The sequence below is a fragment of the Pseudomonas migulae NBRC 103157 genome (genome assembly GCF_002091715.1).
Taxonomy (GTDB): Bacteria; Pseudomonadota; Gammaproteobacteria; order Pseudomonadales; family Pseudomonadaceae; genus Aquipseudomonas; species Aquipseudomonas migulae_A.
The window spans coordinates 133,207-148,500 of record NZ_BDAG01000002.1; the positions used below are offsets into that span (position 1 = coordinate 133,207).

A 15,294-nucleotide genomic window follows, 5' to 3' on the forward strand; every position below is an offset into this window, starting at 1 on the left:
CTTTTTTTACGCTGAGTATGATCGCTCCACAGGAGTGACGGGCTTGCTTATCAGTGCAACGTTTCGCCCGCCTCAGCCTTACTCAGCAGCAACGCCGGCGGGGCAAAACGCTCACCGTAAATCTCGGCCAACTCACGGGAACGGGCAATAAATCGCTGTAATCCATAGCCATTGATGAACTGCAGAAACCCGCCCGTCCATACCGGCGCACCGATGCCAAGAATAGAGCCGACGTTGCCGTCCGCCACCGAGCGCAACACGCCCTCGTCCAGGCATTTGGCCGCTTCGATCACCTGACGGAACAGCAAGCGCTCCTTGATATCGGCAACTGGCACCTGCACTTCCGCCTTGTAGAACAGCTGGTACAGGCCCGGCCAGATGGTCTTTTCGCCGCCCTCGGGGTAGTCGTAGAAACCGCCGCCGTAATGCCGGCCTGGACGCTTGTGGTCATTGATCAAGATATTGCCGACTTCGTCGCTATGACTGTTATCGAACACCGTGGCAAATACGCCCATGGCTTTCTGGGTTTCGTTGACCTTACGCATCAGCTCCAGGCTTACCTCATCCAGGACGGTCAGCGGGCCTACCGGCATACCAACCTGCTTGCCGAGGTTGTCGATCAGGATCGGGTCCACCCCTTCAAGTAGCAGTTTGCAGCCTTCATCGAAGTAGCTGCCGAACGTGCGAGAGGTGAAAAAGCCCAAGGAATCGTTGACCACGATGGCAGTCTTACCAATCTGCCGAGCGAAGTCGAAAGCCTTGGCCAGCGCTTCATCGCTGGTTTGCTCGCCGCAGATAATTTCCACCAGGGGCATTTTTTCCACTGGAGAAAAGAAGTGAATGCCAATGAAATTAGTCGGGCGCTGCGAGGCCTTGGCCAGCATTGAAATAGGCAGGGTTGAGGTATTGGTACCAAACACAGATGTTGCTGGCAGGCAGGCTTCGGCCTTGGCGGTGACCTGAGCTTTTAGCTCCACGCTTTCGAACACGGCTTCGACGATAAAATCTGCACCCTCCAGGTCAGCATAATCGGTAGTCGGGGTGATCAGGCGAAGAATTTCTGTTTGTTTGCCTTCGCTCAGCCGCCCTTGGCTGACCAGCTTGTTCAGCAGTTTTTCCACATTTGCCTTGCCGCGCTCGGCCGCCTCCATACTGACATCCAGCAGCACCACTTCAATGCCAACCTTGGCCGCCACATGGGCGATGCCATTGCCCATCATGCCAGCGCCCAGCACCCCGAGCTTGTTGACCGTTGTCTTTTCAAAACCCTTCGGTCGACTGGAGCCACCGTTCACTTCATTCATCTGGAAGAACATCGTATTGATGATGTTCTTCGCTTGCACGCTACCCGCCAGAAAGGTCAGGCCACGGGTTTCGACGATCAGCGCGGCGTCAAAATCCAGTAAGGTACTTTCCGCCGCCACCGCCAGAATGCGTTCCGGTGCGGGCAGCAGTCCCCGGGTATTTTTCGCCGTCATCGCCAGGGCGCCGGAGAGCATTTGCGCTACATTCGGTTGCTGGACGGTGCCACCGGGAATCTTGTGGCCTTTGCGGTCCCACGGCTGCACGGACGCCAGCTCATTGCTGACCTGAGCCTTTATCCAGGCTTTCGCCGCGGGCACCAGGGCATCACCCCGCTCTACCAGTTCGTTGACCAAACCCAGACCCAGTGCTTCGACTGGCTTCAGGCGCTTGCCCTCCAGCAACAACGGCAGGGTTTTTTCCAGGCCCAAAGTGTTGACCAGGCGCACAATACCGCCCGCTCCCGGCAATAGGCCGAGCGACACTTCCGGCAAGCCCACCACCGTGCCTGACTGGTTAAGCAGTACACGGTAGTTACAGGCCAGCACGATCTCAAAACCGCCGCCCAGCGCCGCGCCATTGATGGCAGCCACCACCGGAACGGGCAACCGTTCCAGGCGGCGCAGGTCGTTTTTGGTCAGTTCGATCTTGGCCTGAAAATCCGCCTCATCGCCCGGTTTGAAGTCGGTCAGTTCATTAAGATCGCCGCCAGCAAAGAAGGTGCTTTTCGCCGAGGCAATCACCACGCCGATCAAACCGCTTTCCTGCTCCAGACGTTGCAAGGTGGCGTTCATAGTGTCGCGGTACAACTGGTTCATGGCGTTAACTGGGCCTGGCATGTCCATAGTAATGGTGACAATGCCGTCAACGTCCTTTTCGTAATTGAATGCGTTCATAGTCGGGTATCTCGTGCCAATAGGTCCGGCGCAACCGGTACGGGCTGCGCGAAAAAAAGGGATTAAACGCGCTCGATAATGGTGGCGATGCCCATCCCGCCGCCGACACACAGGGCGATCAGACCGCGTTTGAGATTGCGCCGCTCCAGCTCATCCAGCACGGTACCCACCAGCATCGCGCCGGTCGCGCCAATCGGGTGTCCCAGGGCAATGGCGCCGCCGTTGACGTTGGTGATCTCGGCGGAAATGCCCAGGTCGCGCATAAAGCGCAGGGCCACCGAGGCAAAAGCCTCGTTGATCTCGAAAAGGTCGATATCCGCTACGGTCAGCCCTGCTTTGGCCAAGGCTTTTTTAGCCGCAGGACCAGGACCGGCGAGCATCAGCGTGGGTTCAGTGGAGAGCACAGCCGTAGCGATTATCCGTCCACGCGGGATCAGGCCCAGTTCCTTGCCCACTTTCTCGCTACCCAGCAGGGTCGCGCTGGCACCGTCGACAATCCCGGAAGAGTTACCGGCGGTATGGACATGTTCGATACGCGCCACCTGCGGGTATTTGCGCAGAGCGATATCGGCATAGCCCACCTTGCCCATGGCGGCGAATGACGGGTTCAGTTGGCCCAGGGCGTCCATGGTGGTGGCCGGCTTAATGAACTCATCGCGCTTCAGAACCACCAGGCCGTTAACGTCACGCACTGGCACCACCGAGCGATCAAAGTAACCACTGTCGCGGGCATGGGCGGCGCGCTGCTGCGACTGCAAGGCAAAGCGGTCGACGTCTTCCCGGGAGTAGCCGTCGAGCATGGCCAGCAGATCGGCACCAATACCTTGCGGCACCGATTGCAGCTTGAAGGCGATTTCCGGATCCTGAATCCAGGCGCCACCGGCAACTCCCATGGGCAGGCGTGACATCGACTCGACGCCACCGGCCACGATCAAGTCTTCCCAACCACTGGCAATACGGCTGGCCGCCTGGTTGACCGCCTCCAGACCCGAGGCACAGAATCGGTCGATCTGCACACCCGGCACGCTTTCGTCCCAGCCGGCGTATTGCACTGTGCACTTGGCCACATCACCGCCCTGCTCCCCCACGGGCTGGCCGCAACCCAGCACCACATCGTCGACGCGTGCAGTGTCCAGATCATGCCGATGTTGCAGCTCGGTGAGCAGCCCGGCAGCCAGGTGCACAGGTTTGACGGTGAACAGTGAACCGTCTTTTTTGCCCTTACCACGCGGCGTTCGGACGGCGTCGTAAATGAATACTGCCTGTGACATTGGAGGTTCCTCTTGGCGATTACGGTTGTATGACCGCAGCCTAAGAACAACACCCTGAGCCCACATCGTCGGAAGCGACGATCACCAAACGCAGCTGCGGTCAGATCATGCACTCAGCCGTCACGCGGACCACCGGATTACGAGCCCGCGTACACCGTCAGTTGCGGGATTGGCCAGCGCTGTCGCAGATTTTCCGGTGTAGTTCGACGACAGGTAATAGCGCTTGCGCCAAAAGCCGCTAGCTCGTAGTTTAAAAATCCAATAAAAACACGCGGACTCCGACAAGCCCGCAAAGGATTTCCGATGCCTTCGAGTCCACGCCAGTCACCCTATATTTCGCAAACAAAGGTGACCGCCCCTGCTACCTCGCGCTACGAAGTCCCTCGTCAGGCCATGCTCGAACGTGCCGGGCAAGCCGAAACCAGCCGCGCCGTGCTGGTTCATGCGCCTGCCGGATTTGGCAAAACCACTTTTATGACCCAATTGCTCGCGCGCTATCGCCAGCAAGGCATTGCCACCATCTGGTTGACCCTGGACGATGGCGACAATGACGTATCACGCTTTCTGAATGGCTTTTCCTGCGCCGTTGCCACGCTGCAGCGCGACGGAGCGCAACAGGCATTGGTACAACTGCGCAATGCCGACCTGGTGGAATGGATTCTTGAACATTTGGCCGCCAATCCTACTCCGGTGGCGATTTTCTTCGACGATTTCGAAGCCATCCGCAATCCGGTAATACTGGGACTGGTAGCTCGTGGCATTGAGGCCATCCCCAACAAAGCCTGCCTGGTGATTGGCAGCCGCACTCTGCCGGACATAGGCCTGGCCCGTTTACGCGTCCGGGGCACCCTGACCGAAATCGATGCTGCAGGCCTGCGCTTCAGCGCCGACGAAACTCAGAACTTCCTTACCCAGCGCCGCGGCGTGGGTCTCAACACCCGTCAAGTTGAACGCCTGCAAGCCAGTACCGAAGGTTGGGTGACTGCCCTGTGGCTGGCCTCGCTAGCCCTGGAAAACCACGGCGATACGGACAAATTCCTTGACTCGTTCTCCGGTTCCAACGCAGCCATCGCCGCCTACCTGGCCGAGGACGTTCTGGCCGCCCTGCCCGAACCGCTGCGCTTGTTTCTGCTGCGCAGCAGCATGCTCGATGAACTCAGTCCGGACCTATGCAACGCCGTGTGCGGATGTAGCGATAGCCTGGAGTTGATCCACGAGCTGGAGCGTCATCAACTGTTTCTCGTGCCCATCGACGAACAGCGCGACCTGTACCGCTACCACAGCCTGTTTCTGGACTTTCTCCGCCACCAATTGCATCGCCGTCACCGCGAAGAGCTGCGCGGGCTGCACCTGGCCGCCTGCGCCGCCTACCTGGCGCAAGAGCGGGCCATTCCAGCGATTCGCCACGCCTTGCTGTCCGGCGATACTGCCATGGCCATCAAGCTGATCTACACCCACGTCGACAACCTGCTGAGCCAAGGACGCCTGCGCCTGTTGGCCGAATGCATCGGCCAGTTACCAAAGACCGAGTTGCAAGGCCACCCACGGCTGCGCCTGATCCATGCCTGGTGCACAGCGTTTACCTGGGGGCCGAAAGAAGCGCTGATGCGGGTCGCCGATATCGCCACAGACACCCTTTCCGGGGAGTCCGCCGCCTACTTGAAAGCGCTGCGACCGATGCTGCTGGTAATGATGGATCGCATCGCTGAGGCCCATGAGCTGGGTATGCAAGCGCTAACCGAGGTGTCGATGGACTACCCATTTGCCTGGGCCATGCTCAATCAGGCACTGACCCAGACAAGCATCATTCTGGGCCTGCACCAAGAGGCCCACCACTTCGTCGACCAAGCACGCCGCGCACAAAGCGACTCGTCCGGTGCTTTTGGTTTTGTCCTCGCCGAATCGGCGGAGGCCCTGCTGGACATGATGGCCGGCCGCCTGAAACAAACCACCGCACGCTTGCGCTTGGCCACCACCATGCTCAAGGCTGAACGCCGCCGCGACCGCAATGGCAATGCCCTGGCAGCCATTCAATTGGGCGAAGCGCTGTACGAAAGCGATCAATGCGAAGAAGCCCAGCGCCTGCTGCTGGTCTACGCTCCGCTGGTGCAAGACCTCGGTTTATCCGACGCACTGATTACCGCCCACACCCTGCTGGCACGTATCGCCGATGAAAAAGGTGACCGTGATCGCGCCCTGCAACTTCTCACTGAGCTTGAAGCTGTCGGCCACCGCCTGGGGCAGCCCAGGGTGGCAGCCAGTGCGCGCCTGGAGCGCGCCATGCAAAATCTCGCTCACGGCGACCAGGTTGGCGCGCGGGAACAATTGACGCTGGCCGAACAAAGCTTCCACTGGGCCGATGCCAGTAACTACTGGTTTATCGCCAACGACACCCTGACCCCGACCATCGCCCGTCTCCGGCTGATGCTCCGTACCGACTCGGCGCACCAGGCCATCGCCCCGCTGCGCACCGAGCTGGCCGAAGCCGAACGCCTGATGCGCGGGCGCCGCGCGTTGAAACTGCGCATCCTGCTGGCCGAGGCCCTGTACACCGACGGGCAAGAAAAAATGGCGCTGCGCACGCTTGACCGGGCCCTGAAGTTTGCCCAGAACGAAGGCTATATTCGTAGCTTTCTGGAAGAAGGTGCAGTGATTCAGGCCATGCTCGGCGAGCTACACCGCGATCTGGACGAAAGTGATACAAACAGCGAGTACCACCTCGATCGCTGGCTGCGTAAAAGCGCCTCGCCCCCCGCAGCGCCCATCGGCAGCAGTGGATTGGTAGATCCGCTGACACAAAAAGAGCTGAAAGTGCTCAGCTTGCTGGACCAGGGTTTATCCAACGCTGCAATGGCGGAAAAACTCTTCGTCTCTGACTCCACTGTGCGCACCCATCTGCGCAACATCAATCTCAAACTTCACGCCAGCAGCCGCACCCAGGCCATCGCCATCGCGCGGAAGATGGGGCTTTGCAACTAACGTAAAGTACCGACTCGCGACGACCTTTTGATCTGCACCTTGAAGCCTGGATTGGCCATCAGCAAAAAAGCCGCCCGAAGGCGGCTTTTCTCATGCTGTTAAACCGCTACGACATCCGCGCTCGGTACTCGTCACGCAGCAAGCGTTTGAGCAGCTTTCCGTTCGGCTCACGAGGCAAGGTGTCGACAAAGTCGATCACCCGTGGGCATTTGATCGGTGACAATTGTTCACGGCAGAAAGCAATCAGCTCCTCAGTCAACGACGCACACACCTCCACCCCAGGCTCCAATTGCACGACTGCACGCACTTCTTCGCCAAAGTCGCTGTGGGGCGTGCCGATTACTGCAACATCAAAAACTTTCGGATGCGTTACCAGCACATTTTCCGTTTCCTGCGGGTACACGTTCACACCACCGGAAATGATCATGTTGTTCTTGCGGTCGGTCAGGTACAGGAAACCGTCGGCATCCAGATGACCGATATCGCCCACGGTCGCCCAGCCCTTGTCGTTCAATGCTTCCGCAGTTTTCTCCGGATCTTTGTGATAGCTGAATTTCGGGCCGTTGGCGAAATACACCAGACCGTCTTCACCCACCGGCACTTCCTCGCCGTCGCCACCGATAATATGCAGCTCGCCCAGAATGGCACGGCCCACGGTACCGGGACGCTCCAGTGCTGTTTTGCTGTCGACCATGGTCGAGCCGATACTTTCGGTGCAGGAGTAGAACTCGGCAAGGATCGGCCCCCACCACGCGATCATCGCTTGCTTGGTCGGTACCGGGCATGGCGCCCCGGCGTGCACCGCAACCCTTTGGCTGGACAGGTCATAACGTCGGCTGACCTCCTGCGGCAATGCGAGCAGTCGATGGAACATGGTCGGTACCCACTGGCTATGGGTGACCCGATAACGCTCGATGGCCTTTAGCGTATTTTCCGCGTCGAATTTTTCCGCCATTACCAGGGTGCCGCCAAGGATGGTCATACCCTGCCCCCACTTCATCGGCGCGGCGTGGTAGTACGGCGATGGTGAGTAGTACAGCGACTCCTCGTTCACGCCAAACCCCCGTTGCATCAGACCGGCGATTACCGCCGTGCTACCTAGCGGTAACCCTGTGAGGTTGGGTTTGACCCCTTTCGGCCGGCCGGTAGTGCCAGAGGAATAGAGCATTTCGCTGCCCTCCACCGCATCGCGGATCGGGCTGCCATCAAAGGCCGACAGGGCGTCGTCAAACAGCTTCACCCCTGGCACCGGGTCCAGGCTGTAGATTTGTGGCGGGCGCGGCAAGGCGCGCACGGCATCGAGAATAGCCGGCGCGGTCTTGGCGCTGACCAGCAGCACCTGCGCTTCGCAGTCGGCGACGATATACGCCGCTTCCGCGCCAGTCAGGCGAGTGCTGATAAAGGTGTAATACAGCCCCACATAGTGGGCGCCCCATTGCACCGCTGGACATTCCAAACGGTTTTCAAGGCAGTACGCAACATGATCGCCAGGCTTCAAACCGAGCCATTGGTAAAGGCGGCCCAAGCGATTGGCATAGGTATCCAGGGCGGCGTAGGTCAGCGTCTCGCCGCTTTCGGCCATGATCACGGCCGGTTTTTCCGGCGTACGCGTAGCGTGTGCGCCAGGGTACAGCAGGGGGTGTTTGTCGCTCATCTCAGCGGCCTCATAACAGTGGGTATTGCTTGCGTGGGTGCAGCTACACACGCTTGTGGTTGTTGTTCGCTGGCTTACAGATGCTTGAGCATCCAGCCGAGAATTTTGCGTACCCGGGGTTTGTACGGCGGGAAGAACAACCTGGCCGTCAGCACCTGGGTTTTGACAATGGCGCGTTCATGGGAAAAGGCGCGAATCCCCCACTCACCGTGGTAGCTGCCAATGCCGGAGTTGTTCACCCCGCCAAAGGGCAGGTTGTGATGGAGGAAATGCGCGGCGATATGATTGACGCAAGTGCCGCCGGCACTGGTACGGGCGATGATGCTGTCGGTGTTGGCGCTGTCATTACTCCAGATATACAGGGCCAAGGGTTTAGGTGCGGCATTGATGCGCCCGATTACCTCATCGACGGTTTCAAAGCTGATGATCGGCAACAGCGGTCCAAAGATCTCCTCGTGCATGATCCGCGCATCATCGGGGATATTATCCAGCAGGGTCGGCGAGACGAAGTGTGCGTCGATATCCACCGCGCCGCCATAAATCACCCGCGCACCGCGTTCCTTGGCATCGTCAATCAGACTGGCCACCCGCTGGCTGTGACGTGCATTGATGACGCGTGACAGTTCGGCGCCCTTGGCGGCCATACCCTCGCCGTACCACTCGGTCAGGTACGCACTGACGCGCTGGACGAATGGGTCCTTGACGCTGCTGTGCACATAGATATGGTCAGGGGCGATGCAGGTTTGCCCGGCATTGATGAACTTGCCCCAGGCAATGGTTTTTGCCGCCAGTTCGATATTGGCACTACGGTCGACGACCACCGGCGACTTGCCTCCCAGTTCCAGGGTAACGCTGGTGAGATGCTTGGCAGCGGCCGTCATTACTACCTTGCCAATCGATGGCGCGCCGGTGAAGAAGCAGTGGTCGAAGGGCAGCTCTAACAACGCTTGCGCCACCGTGGCATCCCCTTCGAATACCGCCACCTCGGTTTCATCGAATACCTGACGAATGATCTTCACCAGCACAGCGGACAAGTTCGGGGCGATTTCCGAGGTTTTGATCATCACCGTATTGCCGCTGGCGATAGCCGGAATGAGCGGGCCGAGGGTCAGGGTCACCGGATAGTTCCAGGGCGCAATGATCAGGCAGCGTCCGCGTGGCTCATAACGCACCCAGGCACGGGTGCCGAGCATCATCATTGACGGCCGTACACGGCGCGGTTTCAGCCATTTGTGCAGGCGCTTGCAGTAGTCGGAAATATCCATGATCACCGGCATCAGCTCGGTAAAATCCACTTCCACTGCCGGCCGTTTGAAATCCTTGGCCGCCGCCTCTACCACTGCATCGCGATGCTCCATAAGCACCGCGCGCAAGCTTTTCAATTTGGCGACTCGTTGCTCGATACTGGAGCTGCGCAGGGTTAACGCAGTGTGCTGCTGCGCGGCAAAAACCCGCTGGATATCCGCCGCCAACTGCGGCGTCAGGGACGCTGGAGGGAAGATCGGTAGCTGAGCGACAGACATAGGTAGTTCTCTGCAGGGACTGACTGGAGCTCATCATCACCAACCTGTCGATGATGGAAATCGTCGTAAACGACGACACTGAAGAATCCTCCCCTGCCTAGCATGAAGGCATCAGCCCAAACGCAACGCATGGATATTCCTATGATCGACAGTTACCAACCACGCTGGATGAATGAAGAGCTGCTGGCGTTGCAAGACCTGGCCCGGCGTTTTACCGCAGAAGAGGTCACGCCCCATCAGGAGCGCTGGTACGAGCAAGGCGCCACTGACCGTGAAGTATGGCTAAAAGCCGGTGCGGCGGGCATCTTGCTGCCGGACATTGGCAGCGAATATGGCGGTTCTGACGGCACCTTTGCCCATGAAGCGGTGCTGGCCCAGGAACTGTGCCTGGCCGGCGACTCCAGTTGGCGCTGCGGGAAACAGATCCACGTGATCGCTGCCCATTACATCGAGCGCTACGGCACTGAAGATCAGAAACACAAATACCTGCCCGGCCTGGCCAGCGGCGAACTGATCGCCGGCATGGGCATGACTGAACCCAATGGTGGCACCGACCTGCAAAACATGCGTACCCGCGCCATCAAGCAGGGCGACCACTACCTTATCAATGGCGCAAAAACCTTCATCACCAACGGTTCTACTGCCGACATCCTGGTGCTGGCGGTGAAAACCGATCCCAAGGAAAAAGCCAAAGGCGTGTCGTTGTTCATTTTCGAAACAAACAACCCCGGTTTTCGCGTTGGCAAACGCCTGAAGAAAATCGGCCTGCATGGCTCCGACACCTGCGAGCTGTTTTTCGAAGACTGCCTGGTGCCGGAAACCACCCTGCTCGGCGGTATCGAGGGCCGTGGGTTTTACCAGATGATGCAAGACCTCACCTACGAGCGCACTCTCACCGGAGTGAACTGCGCCGCAGTGATGGAGCACGCCTTTCGCGTCACCCGCGACTACGCACGCGACCGCACCATGTTCGACAAGCGCTTGATCGACCTGCAAACCGCACGCTTTGAACTGGCAGAAGTAAAAACCGCAGCCACCATCGCCCGGATATTTTCCGACTTTGCCGTGGAGCGCTACCTGGACGGCACCATCACCGCCGAGATCGCCTCGATGAGCAAATGGTGGATCAGCGAACAACAATGCGAAATTGTGAGTCGATGCCTCCAATTGTTCGGCGGCCATGGCTACATGCTCGAGTACCCGATTGCACGCATGTATGTCGACGCACGGATTGAACCGATATATGCCGGTTCCAACGAGATTCTCAAAGAGATCATTGGACGGGCGTTGTAAGTACCCCTCCCGACTCCGTACCCAAGAGCAAGAACGCGAGGTTTGCGCCTCGAGTTCTTGCTGTGCATTTCGCTTTATGTGGCGCGAGCTTTTGCTTTAAAGAGCTTGCGGCAAAGCCTCAACCCGCCCGACCCTCATCCACGTTGCATATAGCGCGGGAACCAATAGCAACGTAATCACTGTCCCTACCGCCACTCCACCAATCAACACATACGCCAGTGGGCCCCAGTAGGTGTCGTGGGTCAGCGGAATAAACGCCAACACCGCCGCCAACGCAGTCAGAATCACCGGCCTGGCGCGCTGCACTGCGGCCTCGACAATCCCCTCATTCGCTGCCATCCCTGCCTCCAGATTGTCGCTGACTTGCTGAGCCAGAATCAGCGTGTTGCGCATGATGATTCCAGCCAATCCGGTCAGGCCCAGCAGCGCGACAAAACCAAATGGCTGATGGAACACCAGCAATGCCAGTACCGCACCAATCAGCCCCAAAGGTGCCGTGGCCACCACCATGAGTGTGCCGCTGAAGGAGCGCATCTGCAGCATGATGAACAACAGCATGGTGAGCACCATCAGCGGCTGCAGCTTTTCAATCGAACTGTTGGCGCGTCCCGAAGCTTCCAGGTTACCGGCATTGAGCATCTGATAGCCCGCCGGCAATTGTTCGCGAATGGCGGCCAATTCGGCCCACAGCTGGCTACTGACATCCGCAGGTTGCGCGCCAGCCGCGACGTCGCCCTGCACCACCAACTCACGCTGACGTTTGTAGCGTTTAATCAGCGGGTCTTCAAAACGGATTTCCAACTGGCCAAGCTGGCTTAGCGGCAGCTTGCGCTGCTCGGGGGTGGTAATTTCCAAGGCGTGCAGACTGTCGATATCGAGGTGATCCAGACTGCGCTGCATGCGCGCCACCACATCGATGGTCCGGATATCCTGGCGTGCACGGGTCACCACCACGCCGTCGAGCTGGAACTGCAATTGCCGCGACACATCCTGCGGGGTCAAACCCAACAGTCGCAAACGCTCGGTGTCCATGGCCAGGTGCAGCAGCGGCACCCGTTCATCCCAATCCAGATGCGCGTCGCGAACCTGCGAGTTGGCGGCCATGACTTCGCGCACTTGATGGGCGATGGCACGCAGTTTAATCGGGTCGGGGCCAATCAGGCGAAGCTCCACCGGCCAGGTCACCGGCGGGCCGTAAGCGAGTTCGACCACGCGGATACGTGCTTCGGCAAACTCTCCATTGGCCACCGCCTGCTGAATTTTCGCGATCACCCTGTCACGACTAGCGGCGTCATGGGTCAACGCCACCACCTTGGCAAACGACGGGTTGGGCATTTCCGGGTTGGCGGAAATGAAGAAACGCGGAGCTCCGGCCCCCACATAGCTGGCGTAGCTTTTTACCTCGGCCTGCGGTGACAACAGTGCTTCCATTTTACGAACGACCGCGTCGGTGGCGAGCACACTGCTACCGGCTGGCATAAATACGCTGATCAGCACTTCCGGGCGATCAGAGCTGGGGAAGAATTGCTTCTGCACCAGAAACACCATGGCCACCACCGCCGCCAACAGCAGCCCCAAGGTTACCGACACCACACTTTTGCGATAGTCCACGCAGGCTTGCACCACCTGGCGCAATAGCCGATAGAAAGGTCTCTGATAGCTGGCCTGGTGCTCGCGACCCGTAACATCCGGCAGCAGCTTGACTCCCAGATAGGGCACAAAAGTAACCGCCACCAACCAGGATGCTGTCAACGCCACCAGTAGCACCCAAAACAGGTTACCGGCGTACTCGCCTACCGAGGAATGGGCAAAACCAATCGGCAGGAAGCCCGCTACCGTGATCAATGTGCCGAACAGCATCGGCGCCGCCGTGGCGGTCCAGGCATAGGCGGCAGCATGGGCACGCTCATAGCCAGCGTGCATTTTCACCAGCATCATTTCCACGGCGATAATCGCGTCATCCACCAGCAGACCGAGGGCGATGATCAAGGCTCCCAGGGTGATGCGGTCAAGGTTGATGCCCATCGCCTGCATCGTCACAAACGTGATACCCAGGGTCAGCGGTACGGCGATGCCCACTACCAGCCCGGCACGCCAACCAATTGCCAGCACGCTGACTGCCACGACCACAATCAATGCAATCAAAAACTTGACCTGAAACAGGCTGACCGCTGCGGCAATCACATCGGCCTGGTTGACCAGGCTTTCCAGCTCCATACCTAGCGGCAAGGCTTCGCGTTCACGATCGAGAAAACCGGACAGACGCGCGCCCAGTGCCAGACCGTTCATGCCGCTTTCCATCACCACTCCGAGTAGAAGGGCATCCTCGCCGCGTGAGCGCACCAGATAGCTGGGTGGGTCTTCATACCCACGGCCAATACGGGCGACATCCGATAGCTTCAACAGTCGGCTACCAACCCTGAGCGGTACCGCAGCCAGAGCCTCAAGATCGGCCAGATCGGTGTCCAGACGCAGGTAAACGCGCGGCCCGCTGGTTTCCAGTTGGCCAGCCGGCAACAGGCGGTTGTTGGCATCGATGGCGGCAAAAATAGCCTCTGCCGACAGGCCGAGGTTATTCAGCCGTGCGGTGTCGAACTCCACATATACCCGCTCGCTGCGCTCGCCTAACAACTGTGCTTTGCGTACGCCGGGCACTTTGTTCAAGCGGTCGCGGATCTGCTCAGCTTCACGGGTCAGCTCCCGCAATGGCATGCCCTTGGCGGTCAGGGCCATCAGGCTGAAATAGACGTCGCCGAAGTCATCGTTGACCAGCGGTCCGACTACGCCTGGCGGCAGGCTGGCGGCCTCCTCGGCCATGGCTTTGCGCACTTGGTATTGCAGGTCGAGTACTTGCTCCTTGGTGGTGTAGTCCTCGAACTCTACCTGGATGGTGGCTTGGCCCTGAGCCACGGCACTGTCGATGCGATACAGGTGTTCAACCTCCTGAATGCGCTTTTCCAGGCGATCAACTACCTGAGCCTGTAACTCCTGCGGGGAGGCACCCGGCCATTTCACGCTGACGATCATGGCGCGAATAGTAAACGCCGGGTCTTCGGCACGCCCCAACTGGGTGAAGGCGTAGATCCCGGCTACCGTCGCCAGGACCAACAGGAATAAAGTGACTGCGCGCTCGCGAACTGCCAGCGCCGAGATATTCGGAAAGCTCATGGATTCAGCTCGCGCACGCGCATCCGCTCTGCCAGCAGATGGGTACCCACGGAGACAATATGGTCGCCAGGATTCAATGGTCCGCTTATCTGCGCCTTCTCGCTGTCCAGTGTCAGCACCGTGACCGCCACAGCGCTGACGAGTCCCTCATGCAACCGCCACACACAGGGCCCACTACCACGCTCATTGAGCGCTGCCAGCGGCACGCTGAAGGTCCGACCCGTAATAGCCGAGATGGAAAAACGGGTGCGCACCACACTGCCAAGCAACAACGTATCGGCAGTGCTCGGCAGACTGTAGCGTACGCGCAACGTACGCCCTATGGATTCCAACGCCCCGGCCTGCTCGCGCCGGGTTATGATTGAAGCGCCTTGAGCCAGCAGCAATTCGCCCTGTGCGGGGGGCTTTATCTGCTCGGGAAAACTTACTTCCACATCCCGTGCCCCTGCCTGAGCCAGAACCGCTACGGTCTGCCCGACGCCCAAAACCTGACCGACTTCCGCTGCCACTTCCATCAGCACGCCATTGGCAGGCGCGCGCAACTCGCCATAATTGAGGGCGTTACGCATCTGGCCCAGGTGCGCAAGCGCCACATCGCGACGGGTTTGTGCTTCACGCACCGACAGCCGCGAATTTTCCAGCGCCTGGGTGCTGATAAAATTGCGCGACTGTAGCTGCTGGTGACGCTGCAGATCATTGATGGCACTGGCCAATGCCAAATCGGCAGCCTGCAATGTCGCCGTGGCCATCTTCACGCTCTGTTGCAGATCGCGTTTGTCCAGTTCAAACAGCAGCTCACCGGCCAGTACTTGCTGACCGGCATCTACCTTGCGCGCGATAATGCGGCCGCCCACCTGAAAGGACAGCGGCACTTCCACCTGCGCCCGCACCACGCCAGACAAACCCAAAACACTGACATTGCTGAGTTCGACACGGGCGGTTTTAACCCAAGGGGGCAAGATGACAGGCACGCCCCCTGCGTAGTCAGCCTGGGTATCATCGCAACCGCTGAGCAGCAGCCCCAGCGACAGCACCGCAAGCATGTTTGCCGAGGTCCTGGCCATCTTTTTGAAACTCCCTGACTCACTGGCGGTGCCGGACTGAAATGCCTGCTCGGCCACATAAAAAAACGACCGTCGAGAGGGCATCTCGACGACCGTGAAGTCCCTGACCGACACTAGGCCCGCCATGGGTTGCGGAGCTCTTTT

The 15,294-nt window shown here is 59.2% G+C and carries 8 protein-coding genes; 2 read left to right on the top strand and 6 right to left on the bottom strand.

All coding sequences use genetic code 11. From position 1 onward, the window contains the following. Positions 1-50: 50 nt before the first annotated feature. On the bottom strand, positions 51-2,198 hold the full coding sequence (locus tag PMI01S_RS02780) for a 3-hydroxyacyl-CoA dehydrogenase NAD-binding domain-containing protein (protein WP_084317926.1): 2,148 nt from the start codon (positions 2,196-2,198) through the stop codon (positions 51-53). Positions 2,199-2,260: 62 nt separating this feature from the next. Continuing rightward, entirely contained in the window at positions 2,261-3,469 is a 1,209-nt protein-coding gene (locus PMI01S_RS02785) for an acetyl-CoA C-acetyltransferase (RefSeq protein ID WP_084317927.1), read from the bottom strand. A gap of 303 nt (positions 3,470-3,772) precedes the next feature. Here PMI01S_RS02785 and PMI01S_RS02790 point away from each other — a divergent pair, with 303 nt between their 5' ends. Next, on the top strand, positions 3,773-6,448 hold the full coding sequence (locus PMI01S_RS02790; protein WP_084317928.1) for a winged helix-turn-helix domain-containing protein: 2,676 nt from the start codon (positions 3,773-3,775) through the stop codon (positions 6,446-6,448). A gap of 106 nt (positions 6,449-6,554) precedes the next feature. Here the strand turns inward: PMI01S_RS02790 and PMI01S_RS02795 are convergent, their stop codons facing one another. Together PMI01S_RS02795 and PMI01S_RS02800 are read right to left on the bottom strand one after the other, a co-directional pair. After that, entirely contained in the window at positions 6,555-8,102 is a 1,548-nt protein-coding gene (locus PMI01S_RS02795) for an acyl-CoA synthetase (protein WP_084317929.1), read from the bottom strand. Between the two features lie 74 nt (positions 8,103-8,176). Further along, the gene (locus PMI01S_RS02800) at positions 8,177-9,625 is read right to left on the bottom strand and encodes an aldehyde dehydrogenase family protein (RefSeq protein WP_084317930.1); all 1,449 of its coding nucleotides are present in this window, start codon (positions 9,623-9,625) and stop codon (positions 8,177-8,179) included. Positions 9,626-9,766: 141 nt separating this feature from the next. On the opposite strand from PMI01S_RS02800, the gene PMI01S_RS02805 reads away from it, so the two are divergent. Beyond that, positions 9,767-10,918 carry an acyl-CoA dehydrogenase family protein gene (locus PMI01S_RS02805; protein WP_090473896.1) on the top strand — a complete coding sequence of 384 codons (1,152 nt, stop codon included), beginning with the start codon at positions 9,767-9,769 and terminating at the stop codon, positions 10,916-10,918. A 96-nt stretch (positions 10,919-11,014) separates the two neighbouring features. Here the strand turns inward: PMI01S_RS02805 and PMI01S_RS02810 are convergent, their stop codons facing one another. Together PMI01S_RS02810 and PMI01S_RS02815 are read right to left on the bottom strand one after the other, a co-directional pair. Then, positions 11,015-14,086, bottom strand: a complete 3,072-nt coding sequence (locus PMI01S_RS02810) for an efflux RND transporter permease subunit (protein WP_084317931.1) — start codon at positions 14,084-14,086, stop codon at positions 11,015-11,017. Next, entirely contained in the window at positions 14,083-15,150 is a 1,068-nt protein-coding gene (locus tag PMI01S_RS02815; protein WP_208603345.1) for an efflux RND transporter periplasmic adaptor subunit, read from the bottom strand. Before PMI01S_RS02815 ends, PMI01S_RS02810 begins: the two co-directional genes overlap by 4 nt. Positions 15,151-15,294 lie beyond the last annotated feature (144 nt).

Bases quoted from the DNA above. Each gene is read 5' to 3' on its own strand.
- PMI01S_RS02795 (WP_084317929.1), bottom strand. From the start codon at position 8,102: ATGAGCGACAAACACCCCCTGCTGTACCCTGGCGCACACGCTACGCGT.
- PMI01S_RS02805 (WP_090473896.1), top strand. From the start codon at position 9,767: ATGATCGACAGTTACCAACCACGCTGGATGAATGAAGAGCTGCTGGCG.
- PMI01S_RS02800 (WP_084317930.1), bottom strand. From the start codon at position 9,625: ATGTCTGTCGCTCAGCTACCGATCTTCCCTCCAGCGTCCCTGACGCCG.
- PMI01S_RS02780 (WP_084317926.1), bottom strand. From the start codon at position 2,198: ATGAACGCATTCAATTACGAAAAGGACGTTGACGGCATTGTCACCATT.
- PMI01S_RS02810 (WP_084317931.1), bottom strand. From the start codon at position 14,086: ATGAGCTTTCCGAATATCTCGGCGCTGGCAGTTCGCGAGCGCGCAGTC.
- PMI01S_RS02785 (WP_084317927.1), bottom strand. From the start codon at position 3,469: ATGTCACAGGCAGTATTCATTTACGACGCCGTCCGAACGCCGCGTGGT.
- PMI01S_RS02790 (WP_084317928.1), top strand. From the start codon at position 3,773: ATGCCTTCGAGTCCACGCCAGTCACCCTATATTTCGCAAACAAAGGTG.
- PMI01S_RS02815 (WP_208603345.1), bottom strand. From the start codon at position 15,150: ATGGCCAGGACCTCGGCAAACATGCTTGCGGTGCTGTCGCTGGGGCTG.